Source organism: Nonomuraea sp. NPDC050643, assembly GCF_040654715.1.
GTDB lineage: Bacteria > Actinomycetota > Actinomycetes > Streptosporangiales > Streptosporangiaceae > Nonomuraea.
In genome coordinates this window covers 50,694-69,308 of sequence record NZ_JBFAIM010000063.1, presented here as the reverse complement: position 1 = coordinate 69,308, position 18,615 = coordinate 50,694, and the positions used below count along the sequence as shown (strand labels likewise).

Genomic DNA, 18,615 nt, shown 5'->3' with positions numbered 1-18,615 from the left:
GTGATCCGTGACCGGGGGAAAGCAATGTGGCAGGCGCTGGGCATCCGTGATTTCCGGTTTCTCTGGGTGGCGCGGGCGGTGGCCGGGCTCGGCACGAGCATGCTGGTCGTCGCCGTCCCCGCGCACGTCTACGCCGTCACCGGCTCCGTGCTGGCCACCGGCGTCACCCTGGCGTTCGAGCACCTGCCGTCCCTGCTGCTGGGGCCGTTCGCCGGGGTCGTGGCGGACCGGTGGGACCGGCGGCGCCTGATGATCGCCGCCGATCTCGTGCACGCGGTGGCGATCTCCGTGGCGCTCCTCGCCCGCACCCCGGACACGATCTGGCTCGTCTACGTGGCGGTGCTCGGGCAGGGCACGGCCACCGTGCTCTTCCGGCCGGCGGCCCAGGCCCACCTGCCCGCCGTGGTCGGCACCGGCCCGGCGCTGACCAGCGCGAACGCGCTCAGCGCCGTCACCACCGGCGTCGTGGGCCTGGCCGGTCCGCCGCTGGGCGGGCTGCTGTTCGCGGTCGCCGGCCTGGACGTGGTCATCGCCGCCGCCGTCGCGGCCGGCCTCGTCTCGGCCACGGCCATCGCCTGTACGTCGGCCCGCGAGCACACCCCGGGCACCCGTACGGGCGGGATCGGGCGGGCGCTGCGCCACGTGCGGCGGATCCCGGCGGCGCGGGCGCTGCTGGCGGCCAACGGCGTCTACCTGCTGGCCAACGCCGCGCTCACCGCGCTGCTCATCCCGTTCGGCGTGGCCACGTTCGGCGGCAGCCTCGAGGTCGGTTACCTGCTGTCGGCCCTGGGGCTCGGGTTCCTCGTCGGGGCGCCGGTCAGCCGCGCACTGGTGGACCGGCTGCCGGCCCGGCCCACCATCGCCGTCGCGCAGGCGCTCGTCGGGGGCGCGTTCGTGCTGATGTTCAACAGCACCTCGCTGCCCGTCGCGCTGGCGGCCGCGGTGCTGCTGGGGCTGCCGGGCGTCACGGTGCTGGTCGGCGTGCAGACCACGGTGCAGCGGGCGGTCCCCGGGGAACTGCTGGGCCGGGTCACCGCGGTCTTCCTGACCGTGGAGGCCGCCGCGACCATGGCGGGCGCGTTCGCGGGACCGGCCCTGAGCGAGTTGTCCGGGCTGCCGGTGGCGCTCAACGCCGCCTGCGCGGTCACGTTCGTGTCGGCCCTGCTCACGCTGGTCCTGATCCCCGCAGGTAGCCCACCACCATCTCCCCCACCATCCGGCGCTGCCGCGCCCGATGCTCCGGAGCCGTCATGTCCCGGCCGAACAGGGCCCCGAACGTGTGCTGATTCGCCACCCGGAAGACGCAGAACGCGCTGATCATCATGTGCACGTCGATCGCGTCGGCCTCGGTGACGAAGTCGCCCGACTCCTGCCCGGCGTCGAGGATGCGGGAGATGAGGTCGAGCACGGGCGTGCCCAGGTTGGCCAGGGCCTCCGACTTGCGGATGTGCTCGGCCTGGTGGATGTTCTCGATGGCGACGAGCTTGATGAACTCGCGGTGCGCGTCGTGGTGGTCGAACGTCAGCTCCGCGAGTGTCCTGATGGCCTCGACCGGCGCCAGATGCTCGACGTCGACCGTGCGCTCGACCTCCCGCACCTCGGCGTAGGCCTTCTCCAGGACCGCGATGTAGAGCCGCTCCTTGCTGCCGAAGTAGTAGTAGATCATGCGTTTGGTGGTGCGCATGAGCTCGGCGATCTCATCGACCCTGGCCCCGGCGTATCCGTGCCTGGCGAACTCGCTCTGCGCCACCGCGAGGATCTCCGCCTTGGTGCGGTCGGCGTCACGCTGGCGTGCTCTGGCGGCCGGCTGCGAGGTCATCGGACCATATTAGTGACTGCCCGTGTGCCGTACGGCGAGCCGGACGGGCATGAGCGGCTCCTCAGGCGGCGACCTGGCCGGTCATGGGGCGGCCATCCGCGTCCCGGGCGGGTGGTCAGGCCGTCGGGTCGAGGCGGTAGCCGGCGCCGCGCACCGTGCGGATCGTCTCGCGCCCGAACGGCCTGTCGACCTTGTCGCGCAGGTAGCGGACGTACACGTCGACGACGTTGGACCCGCCGTCGTAGGCGAAGTCCCACACGTGGTCGATCAGGTGGGTGCGGCTGAGGACCTCGCCCGGACGTCGCATCAGCTCCTGCAGCAGCGCGAACTCCTTGGGCGAGAGCGTGACCTCCGACTCCCCGCGGCGCACCACGTGGCCGACCGGGTCGAGGGTGAGGTCGCCGACCCGCAGGACGGCGGGGCGCTCGTGCGGGTCGCGGCGGGTCAGGGCGCGTAACCGGGCGAACAACTCGGCGAGGGCGAACGGCTTGGTCAGGTAGTCGTCGGCGCCCACGTCGAGGCCGCGTACGCGGTCGGTGACGGCGTCGCGGGCGGTCAGCATGAGCACCGGCGCCCACCGGCCGGCCGCGCGCATCCGCCGGCACACCTCGAACCCGTCGGGCGGCGGGATCATGGCGTCGAGGACGACGGCGTCGTAGTCGTGCTCCAGCGCGTGCCACAGGGCGTCGTCGCCGGTGGCGGCCGCGTCGACGGCGTAGCCCTCCCGCCGCAGGCCCCGGACGAGCATGCGGGTCATGCCCGGGTCGTCCTCGACGACGAGCACCCTCATGGCCCTCACCTTAGGCCGTACGGTGCCCGTCGCCGGAACCTCCTGAATCACCTGCACGACGCTCGCCCCTCAGGCATCGCCCTGGCGGAGCAGGCCGTCGATGGTCTGCCTGGCGCCGTCGATGGCGATCGCGAACCCGATGTTCTGCGCGTCGCCGGCCGCGGCCGTGTTGATACCGACGATGCGGCCGGCGGCGTCGATGAGCGGGCCGCCGCTGTTGCCGGGGTTGATGGCGGCGTCGGTCTGGATGACGTGCCGCAGCCGGGCGCCGGCGTCGGTCTGGACCGTACGGTCGAGCGCGGAGACGATGCCCTCGGTGACGGTCGGGCCGCCGGGCAGGGCCAGGGCGTTGCCGATGGCGATGACCGGGGCGCCGACCTTGAGGGTGGCCGAGTCCCCGAGGGCGGCGACGGGCAGGCCCTTCGCGTCGACCCGGACCACGGCGAGGTCGGCGGCGGGGTCGCTGCGCAGGACCGTACCCGGTAATGTGCGCCCGTCGCGCAGCGTCACCGTGATCGTCTGCGCGCCCTGGACCACGTGGTAGTTGGTGGCGATGAGCCCGTCGGCGCCGATGACGAAGCCGGTGCCGGTGCCCTGCTCGGCGACCGGCTGCAGGAACGCGTCCACCCCCTCCGAGCGGGTGCGGACGGTGACGATCGAGGGCTCCACCTTGGCCAGGAGGGCGGGCACGTTCACCGCGTTCGCGGCGGCCACGGGCGCCGCGGCGGCGGGTCCGGCGGCCGTCCTGGTGGCGACGTCGCGCCCGCCGAGGTAGCCGCCGGCGCCCGCGGCGCCGACGACGGCGACGAGCGCGACGGCGGCGGCCAGCAGCCGTCCGCCGGAGCGGCGCCTCCTGTGCGGGTGGGGGGTCTGGACGTACGGCGGGCGGAGGTCGGTGGTGGTCATGGCGGGGCTCCTTCGGGTGATGGTGTCCTGGTACGCCCCTCAGCCTGCTGACCGGTCGATGAGAGAACGATGAGACCCGGAAGCCCGGGTTGTGCGAGTCTGAGAAGAATGCGGCTGCTGCCTGGTTCGATGCGTGCCCGGGTGACCTTCGTCACGGCGGCCGGGGCCGTCGGCGCGCTCGCGGTCTGCCTCGTCCTGCTGTACGCCGCTCTCGACGGCCAGCTCTGGGCGGCCATCGACGACGGCCTGGCGGCCCGGGCCGGTGATCTGACGGCGGGCGGGGCGGCGGCGCTGGCGGGCGACCCGATGGCCCAGCGCTACCGCCCCGACGGCACGCTGACCGCCGGATCGGCCACCCTGCGCAACCGGCGCCTGCTCACCACCGACCAGGTCAGGCACCTCGGGACCACGCCCCCTGCTGCGTCGGAGCGGAGCAGCCAGGTTTGGGAAGGGGTGCCCGCTTCTGTGGCGGGTGGGTGGGGCGGGGATCCGGTGTTCGTGACCCGGGCGGCGCCGATCGGGGCCGGTGGCGGGACGGTCTCCGTGCGGCTGCTCGTGTGGCGGGCGGCGCCGGGCGGGGACGTGCTGGTGGTCGGGGTGTCGGCCGAGCCCGTGCACGCGGCCAGGGAGCGCCTGGCGCTCGTGCTCTTCCTGGCGGCCCCCGTGCTCGCCGGGGCACTGGCGGCCGGGGCATGGGCGGTCGTGCGGGCGGCGCTGCGCCCGGTGGACGCGCTGACCCGGCAGGCGGCGGCCATCTCCTCCCTGGAAACAGCGGCCGGCCCACCCCAGGGGAGCGGGTCACCGGTCGCGGGCGGGCGGTTGGCGGTGGTGGGTGGGGAGGATGAGATCGCGCGGCTGGCGCGCACGCTGAACGACATGCTGGCCAGGCTTGGAGCGGCGGCCGAGCGGGAGCGGGCGTTCGTGGACGACGCCAGCCACGAGCTGCGCACCCCGCTCGCCGTCCTGCGCGGCGAGCTGGAGCTGGCGCTCGGGGCACTCGGCGACGACGAGGAGGTCGAGCACTCGCTCCTGGCCGCGCTCGGCGAGGCGGAGCGGCTGTCGCGGCTGGCCGACGACCTGCTGCTGCTGGCGCGCGAGCGGGCGGGCACCCTGGTGGTCCGGGCCGCGCCGGTGGACCTGCTGGAGCTGGCCGCCGCCGAGGCCCGCCGGCTGCGCCCGGCGCTCGGGGTGGGCATCGAGGCCGGCGGAGAGCCGGTCGTGGTCTCGGCCGACGAGGAGCGGCTGCGGCAGGTGCTGGCGAACCTGGCCGCCAACAGCGCCGCCGCGGGCGCGGCCACCGTACGGGTGCGGGTCGCGCGGGACGGGGAGTCGGCGGTCCTGGAGGTCGCCGACGACGGCCCCGGCCTCCCGCCCGCCCTGCTGGACGCCGCGTTCGCCCGCTTCATCCGCGGCGACGACGCCCGCGCCACCCCCGGCGCCGGGCTGGGGCTGTCGATCGTGCGCGCGGTGGGGGCCGCGCACGGCGGCACGGTGACGGCGGCCAACGGCGCCCCGCTGGGCGGTGCGGTGATCACGGTCCGGTTCCCGGCGGAATGAGAAATCGGACGCCATGAATAAGGCGATCGGATAGGCCAATAGGTCGGCCGGAAATATTACCTTTTCGGCAGGTATACGGCGCAACCGGCGCGCGGCACGATGGGTCGTCTTTTACTTCGGGGGATCACGAGGGGGGACCACCGTGCGCGAAAACGGCTCCATGCCCAGCTACGAACAGCTATTCGGCGAGCTCGACTTCCACAAAGGCGACGACGCGCGGACCGTTTATTCGCCCGCGGCGTATCTCGTGGACCTCCTGACGCTTCTGCGGGAGAACTTCGCCGGCACCACGCTCCTCGAACGGCGCTCCGACCTCCAGGAGATCCCCCTGGACCACGACCACACCTTCACGGAGGAGCCGTACCTGAACATCGTCACCAAGGTGCTGGAGAAACTCGTCGGGAACGATCCCTACGAGCGGCTGCGTACCCGGGGATTTCCGTTCGACATGCCTTTCTCCCTTCAGCAGCGGCGGCTGTCCGGTTGTTTTCGCCACCTCGGGATCAGCCCTGAAGATTTCCACCGGCTGTTCGCCGCCCGCGCCGGCGCGGATCTCGTCGCGCGGGAATTCCTCGGCCTGTCCGCGGAGGACGTCGAGATGTTCACCGCGCCCTACTCCCGTGAGGCCGACGTGCTGGCGTGGTACGGCGACGGGCTCACCTCGTTCGACGCGCTGCACGAGGTCGAGCGGTTCCGCCGGGCCACCCGGCTGAGCGGGGAGGAGCTCGGGGAGCTGCTCTTCCAGGGCTTCGGCGTGACCTCGAAGAGCGACGCCGCCGCGCCGGGACGGGCGCCCGCGTCCGCGTTCTTCATCCACCAGGGCGGCCTCTGCGTGACCGTGGACGAGGACGAGGAGCGGCTGCTGTGGGGCGGCCGGCCGGTGCCGATCCCCTTCGCGTGGTTCGGGCGGGTGAGCCTGTTCGTACGGCTGGCGCGCCGGACCGGCCTGTCCTTCACCGACCTCGACGTGGTCCTGCGCACCTGCTGCGGCAACCGCCTCGACCTCGCGGCGCTGCGCGTCCTGGCCGTCGTCGTCCACCTGGCGCGCCAGTGCGACCTGCCGATCGACGTGGCGTGCGCGCTGGCCGCCCCGATGGACACCCTCGGGTTCGGCGCGGGACGGGACCTGTTCGGCCGGACCTTCAACCCCGCCCCGCCCCCGGGCGTCGAGGCGGGCCCGGTCATCCTGCCCTCGCCCGGCACGGGCACGGGCGGGCGTGCGGTGCTCGGCTGCGCCGGCGACCTGCTCGCGCCGCACAACGCCGAGTTCCGCGCCCGGGTGGCGCGCTGCCTGGCGATGCCGGAGGGCGACCTCGCCGAGACCGTCGGCCGGTTCCGCCGCCGCCGCTCCACGGCCCTGGAGCCCGGCCCCTTCGACCGGCCCGAGTTCGGGCTGCCCGCCCTCTCCCTGCTGCACCGCGTCGCCCGGCTCGCCCGGGCGCTCGGCGTGTCGGCGGGCGAGCTGTTCGACGTGCTGGAGGCCGTGGAGAGCGACTCCGCGCTGCGCCGGCACACGACCTTCCGCATCCTGCTCGACGCCCAAGGCGATCAAGGCGATCAGGACGGCGAGCAGGACGGCGACCGGAGCGCCGACTGCTACCGGCTGCTCGAGACGGGCGATCTGTGGCTGGCGCAGACGCTGCTCGCGGTCGTGCGGTGGACGCAGGCCGCCGGGACGAGCGGCGCGGAGCTGCTGGAGATGCTCGGCGGCCCCCTACCGGAGCGGCCGGACGTCACGTTCGTGCGGACGGTGTGCGGCGAGTTCGCCCAGGTGGCGGCCGACCCCGGCATGTTCGTCTCCGACCGGTTCAGCGACCGGGCCTCCCGGGTCCTGCACGAGGTGCTGACCACGCGCGGCGTCGTCTCGCCCCGCGATCACCGGCTGCTGCGCCACGGCCCCGGCGGGTACGAGGCCGCCGCGTACGCCGCGCTCACCGACCTGGCCGTGCTCTCCCGAGGCGACTTCCTGGGTCTGGGCCTCGAAGACCGGCTCAGCGGCAAGATCTACACCGGACTCGTGCTGGGCGGCCACCTCGGCGCGGAGGGCACGCTCGACCCGGCCTCGCTGCCGCCGTCCCCGCGGGACCTCAGGCTCTGGCGCGACTACGGCGCCCACCGCGAGACGCTGCTCGACCTGATCGGCGGCGTGACCGGCACCGGCGAGGAGCCCGCCTCGCTCTTCCCCTCCGACCTGGCCGCCTTGGAGGCGCTGAGCGAGGACGAGCGGGCCGAGCTGTACGACAACTTCGTCTTCCACGGCTACATCGACGCCACCGGCGTGGTCCTGCGCCCCGATCTGCTCACCGACCAGGCGTTCGAGGTCAACGCCGACCTCGCGTACGTGGCCGCCCCCGTGCTGGCGGTGCTGCGCGAGCGCGCCGAGCGGTTCCACACCGGCCGGTTGACGCTCGCCCCCGACCTCTTCGCGGACCTGCCTCTCAGCGAGGCGGCCGTCGCCGAGCTGATCGACAGCCTGCGCTTCAACGGCCACGTCGACGAGCAGGGCCGCTACACCGACAAGAGCGCGCTGCTGCAGGCCACCGACCTCGCGCTGGCCCCCGCCTTCCACGCGCACAAGGCCGCCGTGCTCGACGCGATGAAGACGCAGATCAGCGCGTTCAGGGACGAGTTGTACACGTTCACCCCCGGCGACTTCCGCCAGGTCGCCGACCAGGCGATGGCGCAGCGGGTGATCGACCACCTCGAGGGCCCGTACACGGAGCGGGGCCGGCTGCGCGAGGACGTCAGGCCCCAGTTCGCCGGCACGGACGGCCAGGTGGACCTCGGGACCGCGTTCACGTCCGGCGAGCAGGCGATCGTCTTCGCGCGGGTCGCCGCCATCCTGCGCGAGCAGCAGCCCTACCAGCTCGACCTGGCGGCCGTCGCCGAGCTGGGCTTCACCGAGGAGGAGGGCGCGGGGCTGGTGTCCGTCCTCATCGGGGACGGGCACCTCGGCCCGGGGCTCGCCGTGCCCCACGCCCGCCTCGGCCATTTCGCCGACCCCCGCAACGCGGCCCTGTTCACGCTGCCCGTCCTGCAGGACTACGCCAGGGACGTCTTCCTCCTGCTGCACTCGGCCGCGCTCGAGCTGATCGCCGGCATCGCGGAGATCACCGGCACGCTCACCGTGCGGGCGCAGGCGCAGCACGCCACGCTGCTCACCGTGCTGCAGGACGCGCTCGGCGCGCCGGCGGCGAGCGTGGAGGCCATCGTCCCCGCGGTCGCGGGGAGCCTGACGCAGGCGCTGGAGGCCGTCGTCGCGCCGGCGCTCGCGGCGGAGGACGCGGCCGGCTCCCCCGACGACATCACGGCCGTGCCCGCCGACCCGGGCCTGCGCCTGACCTACCGCCGGATGCACGGGTTCGCCCGGCTGGCCGCCAAGCTGGGGCTGGACGCCGAGGAGATCGGCGTCGCCTTCCGCGACCAGGACCTGGCGGGCAAGTTCCCGGAGCCGCTGTCCCTGCCGCCGCGGGTCGAGTCCTTCGACGCCCTGCTGGAGGGGGCGGACGGGCTCGTGTACCTGTTCGAGGGGCCGCGCTGCTGGATCTACTCGGCGGCCACGTACGCGCTCACCGAGGACCAGCCGACCGCGCTGGCCGAGATGTCGCCCTCGTTCGCCGGGCTGACCGGCGTGGACGCCGCCTTCACCGACGCCTCCGGCACGGAGTGGATCATCGGCAGGGACGCCGCGGGCGCCTCGCACGCCTTCGTCCGGCGGCCCGGCGGCACCCGGTGGGCGCCCAAGGAGCAGGTCTGGGGGCGGGTCAGGAACAACTTCGCCACCGCCGAGCGGATCGACAGCGCGTACGCCGACGAGAACGGCAGGACGTACCTGTTCTGCGGTGACCAGTACGTCCGCTACTCCGGCCCCGACTACACGGCGGTGGACGAGGGCTACCCGCGCGGCGTGGACGAATGGTGGGACGGCGAGGGGCACACCACCCCGCTGCCGCCGGCGTTCCGGAAGTCCGTCGACGCCTGCTTCCAGGACGTGCGCGACCGGCGGCCGTCGGGCGGGCGGATCCACCTGTTCACCGGCGACCGGTGCTTCGCCACGGACGCGGCCGAGCGGCCGATCACCGAGGTGTGGGGCAGGATCCGCAACACGCTGGCCGAGACGGGCCGGCTGGACGCCGCGTACGTGGACGGCCCCGCCCTCTACCTGTTCTCCGGCGACCAGGTCGTCCGCCACACCGACAACGTCGAGAACGACGGCCTGCGCGCCGGCGACGGCCACCCCCGGCGGATCGAGGCGCACCTGCCGAACGTGCCCGCCGAGTTCGGCGGCGGGCTGGAGGCGGCGTTCGCCGATCAGGACGGCCGGATCCACCTGTTCAAGGACGGCAGGACGACGGCCGTGACGCGCGACGGCACGCCGATCCCGCTCACGCCCGGCGGCCGGACCGTGGTGCCGACCGCGCAGCGGTGGGGGCTGCTGGATCCCGTGCTGAAGGACGGCGCGGTGGACTCCGTGCTCGTGGGGCTGGACGGGCGGACGTACCTGTTCAGCGGCGCCCGCTACCTGCGGTACTCGGGGACGGACTACTCGGCCGCCGACTCCGGCCACCCGCGCGCGATCGCGGGCGACTGGGGCGGGCTGCGCCGGGTGGAGGCGTCGTTCGTCCTGGATCGCAAGACGTACCTGTTCGGGACGCCGGGGCGGCTGTTCGACCTGCCGCTGGAGCAGGCGGACGAGATCGGCGCCGGCCGGCTGACGGCGGCGCTGCGCCGCCGCTTCCTCGAGCACGGCGTCTCCTTCCCGCAGGAGGCCACCGTCGAGCGCACGGGATCGGTCACCTGGCGGCTGGCCGCCGAGCGCGGCATCACGCTGACGGTCACGCGCCTGGACGACCGGTTCGAGGCCGAGGTGACCGACGCGGGCGGGAACGGCTTCTACGTCCGCTACTCCACCAGGGACTACACCACGCCCGACCCCGGCTACCCGAGGCCGCTGGCCGACAACTGGTGGAACCTGCCGGCCGCGCTGGCCCAGGATCCGGCGCTGGCGCGCATCGACGCCGTGTTCACCGGCCGGGACGAGCGGATCCACCTGTTCTCCGGCGCGCACTTCGTGGTGTTCGACGCCCGGCGGCGCTGGTGGTCGGAGGTGCGCTCGCTGGCCGAGCACTGGGACAGCATCCCGTTCGCGAAGGTGGACGCGGCCTTCGTCGGCAAGGACGGCAAGACGTACGTCTTCTCCGGCGACCGCTACGTGCGGTACTCGGGCGACGACTACACCCGTGTCGACGACCGCTACCCGGCGGAGATCTCCCCGTTCTGGGGGAACGTGGCCAACAACATCGCCAGGACCGGCCGGGTGGACGCGGCCCTCGTCCTGGGCGCGTCCACATACCTGTTCTCGGGGAACCAATTCGTGCGCTACGAGGGCCGCGGCACGGTCGAGGACGGGTACCCGCGCCTGCTGTCCGCGCTGGCCCAGGAGCCGGGGTTCGAGAACCTGACCCCGGACCTGGCCGCGAGCCTGGCCGACGGCATCGACGCGGCGTTCGCGGACCGGCGCAACGTCTACCTGGCGCGGGGGCGGGAGCTGCACGTCGTGTCGGCGGAGCCGTACCGGCGCTACGGCGACCCCGGCCTCACGTGCGCCTTCGTCGAGGACGGCGCCCTGCTGACGGAGGGCCCGGACGGGTGGCACCGGCGCGCCGCGATCGAAGGGCTCGCCCCGGAGACGGTACCCGTACGGCCGCGGACGCTCAGGAGCGTGCCGGAGGGGTTCCGCCACGGCCTCGACGCCGTCCTGAACGGCTCCGACGGCAACACGTACCTGTTCAAGGGGCCGTCGTGCTTCAACGTGCGGCTGAACCGGTCCTACCCGCTGGCGCAGGAGTGGGGCCGGGTGCGCAACAACGTCTACCACGGCAACACCGTCGACGCCGCGTTCGTGGGCGTGGACGGCCGGACGTACGTGTTCAGCGGCGACCAGTTCCTCGTCTACTCGGGCCGGGACTACGACGAGAGCGACGGCGACCCCCGCCCGATCGCCGCGCACTGGGGCGGCCTGACCTCGGTGGCGCTCGCGTACGCGCACGCGGGCCGGACGTACCTGTTCGAGCCGCCCGGCCCGGACGGCGCCATGCGGCACCTGGTGTACTCCGGCGACGACTACGACCAGCCCGATCCCGGCTATCCGCAGGCCGTGGACGCGTCGTTCTGGGGTGTGCCCGAGGCGTACCGGGCCGAGGGGTTCACGGTGCCGGAGGCGGTGCTGTTCGAGGGCGAGACCATGCTGCTGCTGCGCGGCGACCGGGTGCTGCAGCACGAACCGGCGGCGGGCACGTGGTCCTATCCGCGGCCGGTCGAGCGGGTCTGGCCGGGGCTCGATCTGCCGCGTGGCGAGCGCGTCAAGGCGGCGTTCACCGGGGCCGACGGGGCGACGTACTTCTTCTTCGAGCACACCCACACCCGGTACGCGCACGGCGCCTTCGCCCCGGCGACCCCGATCAGGGACCGGTGGGGCACGACGCCCGGCTCCTTCGCCACCGGCGACGGCACCGGGCGGGTGGACGCCGCGTTCGTGCACCGGGGGGCGACGTACCTGTTCTCCCGCGACCGCTACGCCCGCTACTCGGCGGGGGCGGGCTACCGCTACACCGACCCCGGCTATCCGCGCCCGATCCTGGGCAACCTGCGCCTGGAGGAGCCGTTCGCGAACCTGCCGGAGTCGTTCGACGACGCGGTGGCCGACCGGCTCAAGGCCGGGGACGGCCGGGCGGTGGACGCCGTCGTGGGCGGCGACCGCACCGTGCACCTGTTCGTCGGCCGCTCCTGCCACGTCGTGTCGCGCTCGGCCACGGCCACCTACGACCTGGGCGTGCTCGGCCGCATCCGCAACGCCGTCGCCGAGCGGCGCAAGGTGGACGCCGCGCTGGTCACCGAGTCGGGCGCGTTCCTGTTCTCCGGCGACCAGTACGTGCGCTACACCCACGCCGACCAGCCCTACGCCGACGACGGCTACCCGCGCACCATCGAAGGCTCACTGGCCGCCGAGCTGGGCCTGGCGGAGCAGGGCCTCGCGGAGCTGCCCGAGGCGTTCCGCGACGGGATCGACGCGGCCTTCCGGGGTGCCGACGGCCGCACGTACCTGTTCAAGGACGGCGACTACCTGCGCGGCCCGGAGACAGGGCGGATCGCCGGCACGTGGGGCAGGGTGCGCAACGAGTTCGGGGCGGACGGGCCGCAGACGGTGGACGCCGCGTTCACCGGCCCGGGCGGCGAGCTGTACGTCTTCCGCCGCGGCCAGTACGTCCGCTACCGGCCGTCGGAGCTGGAGCACGCCGAGCAGGGCTACCCGCGCACCGTCAAGGACGACTGGGGCGACCTGCCGGCCGCCTTCGAGGAGTCGATCGACGGCGCCTTCACCTTCCGCGGCCGGACGTACCTGGCCAAGGGCGGCCAGTACGTCCGCTACTCCGGCGACCTCGACACCGTCGACCGCACCTATCCGCAGCCGTTCCGGCGGCGCTGGGCGGAGGCCGCCGACTACCGGCTGAACGACGTCCACGTGATCGCCCGCTTCGCCGAGCTGGCCAGGACGGGCCCGCAGGGGCCGGGCGGCCTGGCGGCGTTCCTGACGGCGGGCCCCGCCGTGGTCGAGGACCCCTACCGCCACCTGGCCGACCTGTTCGGGTGGGACGCCGAGGAGCTGAGGTGGCTCAAGCGCAACGGCGGCTTCCTGGCGGACGCGCCCCAGCTCGAGGACCGGTTCGAGATCGAGTTCCTGCTGCGGGCGGCCGAGGTGTTCGCCGCCGCCCGCCTGGCGGGCACCGGGCCGTCGGCGCTCTACACGGACGTGTGGCGGCGGCTGTACGCGGGTGACCTCCAGGGGCGGGCGCGGGCGGCCGCGCTGGCCGAGGCCGACACCGTCCTGACGGGCCTGCTGGCGCGCCGCGCCGGCCCCGAGGGCTGGCCCGTGCTGGCCCGCACGCTGCTCGACGAGGACAACCTGCGCCGCCGGGACGCGCTGGTCTCCGCGGTGCTCGCGAGCGGCTCGCCGGGCACCTCGCGCGAGCTGTTCGAGCGGCTGCTCATCGACGTGGACATGGGCAGCCGCGGCATGACCTCGCCGGTGCGCGAGGCCATCGCGGCCACGCAGCTCTACCTGCACCGCTACTTCCTCGACCTGGAGCGGATCGCCGTGCCGGAGGGCGAGAAGGAGGCTCTGGTCAGGGCGCGGCTGAAGACGTGGTGGGGGTGGATGCGCAACTACCGGGTCTGGGAGGCCAACAGGAAGGTCTTCCTCTACCCGGAGAACTACGTCCGGCCGGAGCTGCGCGACACGAAGACGCCGGCGTTCGAGGACATGGAGAACGACCTGCTCCAGGGCGAGATCACGGCGGCGGCGGTGCAGCGGGCGTACAAGCGCTACCTGGACGAGTACACCGAGGTCTCGCGGCTGGCGATCGCCGGCGGCTACGTGTACGTGGCCCCCGGCGCGCCCAAGGGCACGCGCAGCCTCGTCCTGTTCGGCCGTACCAGGACCGAGCCGCGCCGGCTCTACCACCGGCGCGCGGAGTTCCGGGACGGTCAGCGGCTGTCCACCACTTGGGGGCCGTGGCGGAAGGTGGACGTGCAGATCGACGCGGAGAAGGTCTACCCCCTCCACGCCTTCGACCGGATCTTCGTGTTCTGGACGGCGAGCGAGGGGGTGCCGCCCGCGCCCGGCAAGACGATCGAGGTCCGCGAGGAGGGCACCAAACGGGAGATCGAGGCACCCGAGGCGGAGCAGCACGTCCTCAAGATCTACTACTCCTTCCAGAACCTCACCGGGGAGTGGGTCCCGGCCCAGGTCCTCGGCGCGAGCCCGGTGCGGACCGGGCCGCTGCCAGGCGTGCCGCTGTCGGTCAGGTCGGGGCCGCTGCCCGGTCAGCCCCCCGGCGTGGAGCACGAGTCGATCATCGTGTCGTGCGTGCTGCCGGACGGCACCGAGACGGCCTTCGCCCTCACCCCCGAGCTGTACGCGGTCGCGGTCACCGGGGTGAGCCCGATGCCCGGCCGGGAGGGCGAGGCCGCGGAGATCCTGGCCGACGACGAGCCGCTCGCCGGCGCGGACGTCGTGCGCTTCAACCAGCCCACGACCTCCGACGACCTGCACTGGCTGAGCATCGACCACAAGGGCGGCAGCTTCCTGTGCCGGCCGCTGCGCCCCGCACCGGAGGAGCCGCCCCGGCCGCAGACGCTGCGGAGCAACACCGCGCTGCCGTCGTGGAGCGGCATCGACGCCGCGTTCGAGCTGCCGGACGGCACCCAGTACTTCTTCAACAACGCCGAGCACAAGTACGCGGTCCTGGGCCGCGACAACAAGCGGCCGGGCAACGCCAAGCCGATGGCGGGCGCCTGGGGCGAGCAGGGCAACAACCTGATCTCGACCGGCGTCGTGGACGCGGTGCTGCGCCGCGGCGAGCACACCTACGTCTTCTCCGGCAGCCAGTACTTCCGCTACACCGGCGCCCCGTTCGGCCCGGTGGGGCGCGGCTATCCCAAGGACCTGCGCGTCAACCGCGATGAGCTGCCCCAGTGGGGCCGGGTGGACTGCGCGTTCACCGGCCCCGACGGCACCGAGTACTTCTTCTCCCGGGAGCACAAGGGCTCCGTCCTGGTCCGGACGGGGGCGGTCAGCCGGCTCGCGGCGGTCGGCGACCACTTCGCGCTGCCCGACAAGGGCGAGAAGAACCCGTTCGCCGACGGCCGGGTGGACGCGGCCCTGGTCCGGGGCGAGCACACGTTCCTGTTCGCGGGCGAGCAGTACGTCCGCTACACCAAGGGCGCCTACCGCAGCATCGACAGGGGCTACCCCCGCGCGATCTCCTCCGAGAACAACGACCAGCTTCCCAAGTGGTCGGAGATGGGGGCCGCCTTCTCGTTCGAGGGCTCCGCGTACTTCTTCGACAACGGCAAGAAGAGCTACCTCAAGGACGGCGACTCCTTCCTGAGCACCGACCTCGGCACGCGCTGGTGGACGGTCGACGCGGCCTGGGTCGTCGGCAAGCACCTGTACCTGACGAAGGACGACGAGTACGTCCGGTACACGCTGACCGGCGACGCCGTCCCGGCCTTCGTCGACACGGGCTACCCCAAGCCGCTCCCCCAGCCCGTCAACGCCGTGCTGACCCGGCAGGAGCGCCGCTACGTCTTCAGCGGCGGCACCTACGCCGTGCTGCCGCCGGACACGGAGCCCGGGGCCCGGCTGTCGTTCGCTGCGGTCGAGGGCAACTGGGTGGGGCTGCCCAAGGGGTTCGACGGGGTGCTGGACGCCAAGGCGGGGCTGACCTTCTTCACCGGTGAGCACCACCTGGCGTATCCGCGGGCGGCGGCGGCGCCGTACGAGCTGGCCACGCTGCCGCGGGAGATCGTGCGGCTGACGACCAGCACCGCGTACATGCTGAACCAGCGCCTGCTGGCGGGCGGGCTGGGCGCGCTGCTCTCCCCCGAGACCCAGGAGTTCAACGAGCTGCCCGCCTTCAGCCACGACGTCTCCGGCCCGACCACCGTCAAGGTGCGGCGTGGGCGGGTGGCCGACGAGCATCTGCCGGTCGCCTCGCACCTGGACTTCCAGAGCGCCAACAGCGTCTACTACTGGGAGATCTTCTTCCACGCCCCGCTGCTCATCGCGCAGGCGCTCAACGGCGCCCAGCGCTTCGAGGACGCCCGCACCTGGTACGAGTACGTCTTCGACCCCACCGAGCCGGGCGCCTACTGGCGCTTCCTGCCGTTCCTGGCCATCGACGTGGCGGCCCTGGCGGACGCCTGCGCCCATGACCTCGACGAGCTGACCCGGCACAAGGCCGACGTCACGGCGCTGCGGCGGGTGCTCGACCCGGTGCTCGCCACGCTGGCCGCGCTCGCCCCGGCCTTCCAGCGGCGCGCCCTGTCGGACGCCGAGCTGGACGACCTCAAGGGCCTCCCGTCCGCCCAGGGCTTCGAGCGGGCCCTCGCGACGGTGACCGGCGTGGCCACCGACGAGGCCCGCTCGGCGCTGAACGGGCTGCGCGAGCGCACCGGCCTGATCACCGGCCTGCGCCGCCAGTACGACCTGCTCGGCGACCCCGGCCGGCTGATCGATGCCTACCGCGACGACCCCTTCGACCCGCACGCGATCGCCCAGCTCCGCCCGGCCGCCTACCGGCGCGCGGTGGTCATGGCCTACGTCGACAACCTGCTCGACTGGGGCGACCTGCTGTTCCGCCAGTACACGGGTGAGAGCATCGACGAGGCCCGGATGCTCTACATCTTCGCCTACGACCTGCTCGGCGAGCGGCCCGAGCACCTGGCGCCGCGGGCGCTGCCGGACACCGAGACGTACGCGGAGCTGCTCGCGGGCAAGCCGGCGAAGCCGGTCACCGCTGAGGGCATGTCCGCCGAACTCGACGTGCTGACCGCCGGCGGTGAGCTGCTGGTCGGGCCGGGCGCCGTCCACGGCAGCGTGGCCGACCGGTACTTCTACGTGCCGGGCAACGACGTGTTCGCCGCCTACTGGGACCGCGTCGAGGACCGGCTGCGCAAGATCAGGCTGTCGCTCGACATCATGGGCGTCAGCCGGCCGGTGCCGCTGTTCGAGCCACCGATCGACCCGATGGCGCTCGTACGGGCGGTGGCCGCGGGGATCGAGCCCGGCGCGTTCGCCGCGGGCGCGCAGGTGCCCGTCCCCCATCACCGCTTCTCGTTCGTGCTCAGGAAGGCGCAGGAGCTGGCCGACCGGCTGCGCGGGCTCGGCGGCGACCTCGTCGGCGTGCTGGAGCGGCGTGACGCCGACGAGCTCAACCTGCTGCAGGCCCGGCAGGAGGCCACGATCCTGGCCATGACCCGCGCGATCAAGGAGGCGCAGGTGCGGGCCGCGGCCGAGGCCCTGAGCGAGGTGGAGGCCGGCCGCGAGGCGGTGACCGAGCGCATCTCGCACTACGAGCGGCTGATCGAGGAGGGCCTGACACCGCTGCAGGAGGCGCAGATCTCCATGATGGCGATGGCGTCCAGCGCGCACTTCGTGGCCAGCGGCTTCAAGATCGCCGCCGCGGTGGCGCACGGCATGCCGCAGATCCTGGCCGGTCTGTTCATCACGGGCATCAAGCACGGCGGTGACGCGGCCGGCAACGCGCTCGACAAGACCGGCGAGATCTCCGAGTCGATGGGCGAAGGGCTCGGCATGCTCGGGGAGCTGCTCGGCATCCGCGCCGAGCAGGAGCGCACGGCCGAGGACTGGGCCTTCCAGCTCGCCACCGCCCGCAACGACCTCGTCCAGGCCGGCCACCAGGTCGTCGTGGCGGAGTACCAGCTCGCGATCGCGCAGCGCGAGCTGGACGTCCTGGTCCAGGAGATCGCCCACCGGGAGGCGCTCGACCGGTTCATGAAGGGCCGGTTCGTCTGCGCCGAGCTGTACGGGTGGATGGCCGGCCGGCTGTCGGCCATGTACTTCCAGACCTACGACCTGGCCTACGAGCTGGCCAGGTCGGCCGAGCGGGCCTTCCGGTTCGAGCGGGGCGTGCCCGACTCCGAGCCCTCCTACATCCAGCCCGTCTACTGGGAGAGCCGGCGGGGCGGCCTGATGTCGGGCGAGAGCCTCACCCTGGACCTCGACCGGCTGGCCAAGGCGTGGGCCGACGCCGACGACCGCGGCCTGGAGATCGTCAAGAAGGTGTCGCTGGCCCGGCTCGACCCGGTCGCGCTGCTGCGGCTGAAGAGCACGGGAGCGTGCGAGTTCACGCTGACCGAGGCGCTGTTCGACCACGACTTCCCCGGGCACTACCGGCGGCAGATCAGGACGGTGAGCGTCGGGTTCGTGGCCGGCGAGTCCTGGCATCCCGGGCTCAGCGCGATGCTGACCCAGGTCGGGCACAAGACCGTGCTCACGCCCGACCCGAGGGCGGTCAAGCACCTGCTGGACCCGGCCGCCCCCGCGCCCGACACGCTGCGCTCCGACTGGCGCGCCAGTCAGCAGATCGCGCTGTCGCAGGGGACGGGCGAGGATCACGGCGTGTTCGAGCCGCGCTTCGACGACGACCGGTACCTGCCGTTCGAGGGGACGGGCGCGGTCTCGACGTGGCGGCTCGACCTCACCGGGCGGCGCTCGGCCGAGCGTCCCGAGGAGCTGCGGGACGTGCTGATCACCGTCAAGTACGCGGCCCGCCAGGGCGGGGAGACGTTCGCCGGGGCGGTCAGGGGCATGCTGCGGCCGTACCAGGCCGGGCGTTACTTCGAGGTCGCGGCCGACTTCCCCGAGCAGTGGGCGGAGTTCCTCGGCGGCGACGCCCGGGAGCTGGTGCTGACGCTCACGCCGGACATGTTCCCCAGCATGACCGGCCACCAGATCGCCGGCGTGTTCCCCGCCTACGAGACGGCCGGCGGGTCGGCCCGCTTCGTGCTGAACGGGGACCGGAACGCCGAGCTGCGCCACGGCACGTACGTGCCGACCCCCGGTCTCAGCGCCGGCCGGGACCTGGTCCTCACGCTGGACGGGGACAAGTCCGCACTACGGGGTCTCGGCCTGGTGCTGACGTACCAGGCGGGCGTCCAGTGACGCGCGCCGATCGAG

The 18,615-nt window shown here is 73.3% G+C and carries 5 protein-coding genes and 1 pseudogene; 3 read left to right on the top strand and 3 right to left on the bottom strand.

Annotated elements, in window-relative coordinates:
- Positions 1 to 24: 24 nt before the first annotated feature.
- A pseudogene (locus tag AB0I15_RS51250) lies at positions 25 to 1,167 on the top strand (MFS transporter); the annotation flags it as partial.
- On the opposite strand, the gene AB0I15_RS51245 reads toward AB0I15_RS51250, so the two are convergent.
- The 3 genes from AB0I15_RS51245 to AB0I15_RS51235 all read right to left on the bottom strand — a co-directional run bounded on the left by AB0I15_RS51245 (position 1,166) and on the right by AB0I15_RS51235 (position 3,515).
- Positions 1,166 to 1,819, bottom strand: a complete 654-nt coding sequence (locus tag AB0I15_RS51245) for a TetR family transcriptional regulator (protein WP_358113900.1) — start codon at positions 1,817 to 1,819, stop codon at positions 1,166 to 1,168. The pseudogene AB0I15_RS51250 and the gene AB0I15_RS51245 overlap by 2 nt on opposite strands.
- Positions 1,820 to 1,934: 115 nt before the next feature.
- Positions 1,935 to 2,609, bottom strand: coding sequence for a response regulator transcription factor (locus AB0I15_RS51240; RefSeq protein WP_358113898.1), 675 nt, complete (start codon positions 2,607 to 2,609; stop codon positions 1,935 to 1,937).
- 69 nt (positions 2,610 to 2,678) lie between these two features.
- Positions 2,679 to 3,515, bottom strand: a complete 837-nt coding sequence (locus AB0I15_RS51235; RefSeq protein WP_358113896.1) for a trypsin-like peptidase domain-containing protein — start codon at positions 3,513 to 3,515, stop codon at positions 2,679 to 2,681.
- A gap of 108 nt (positions 3,516 to 3,623) precedes the next feature.
- Here AB0I15_RS51235 and AB0I15_RS51230 point away from each other — a divergent pair, with 108 nt between their 5' ends.
- Complete coding sequence (locus tag AB0I15_RS51230; RefSeq protein WP_358113895.1) at positions 3,624 to 5,072, top strand: HAMP domain-containing sensor histidine kinase; 1,449 nt, start codon at positions 3,624 to 3,626, stop codon at positions 5,070 to 5,072.
- A 247-nt stretch (positions 5,073 to 5,319) separates the two neighbouring features.
- Entirely contained in the window at positions 5,320 to 18,600 is a 13,281-nt protein-coding gene (locus AB0I15_RS51225) for a hemopexin repeat-containing protein (RefSeq protein ID WP_358113894.1), read from the top strand.
- Positions 18,601 to 18,615 lie beyond the last annotated feature (15 nt).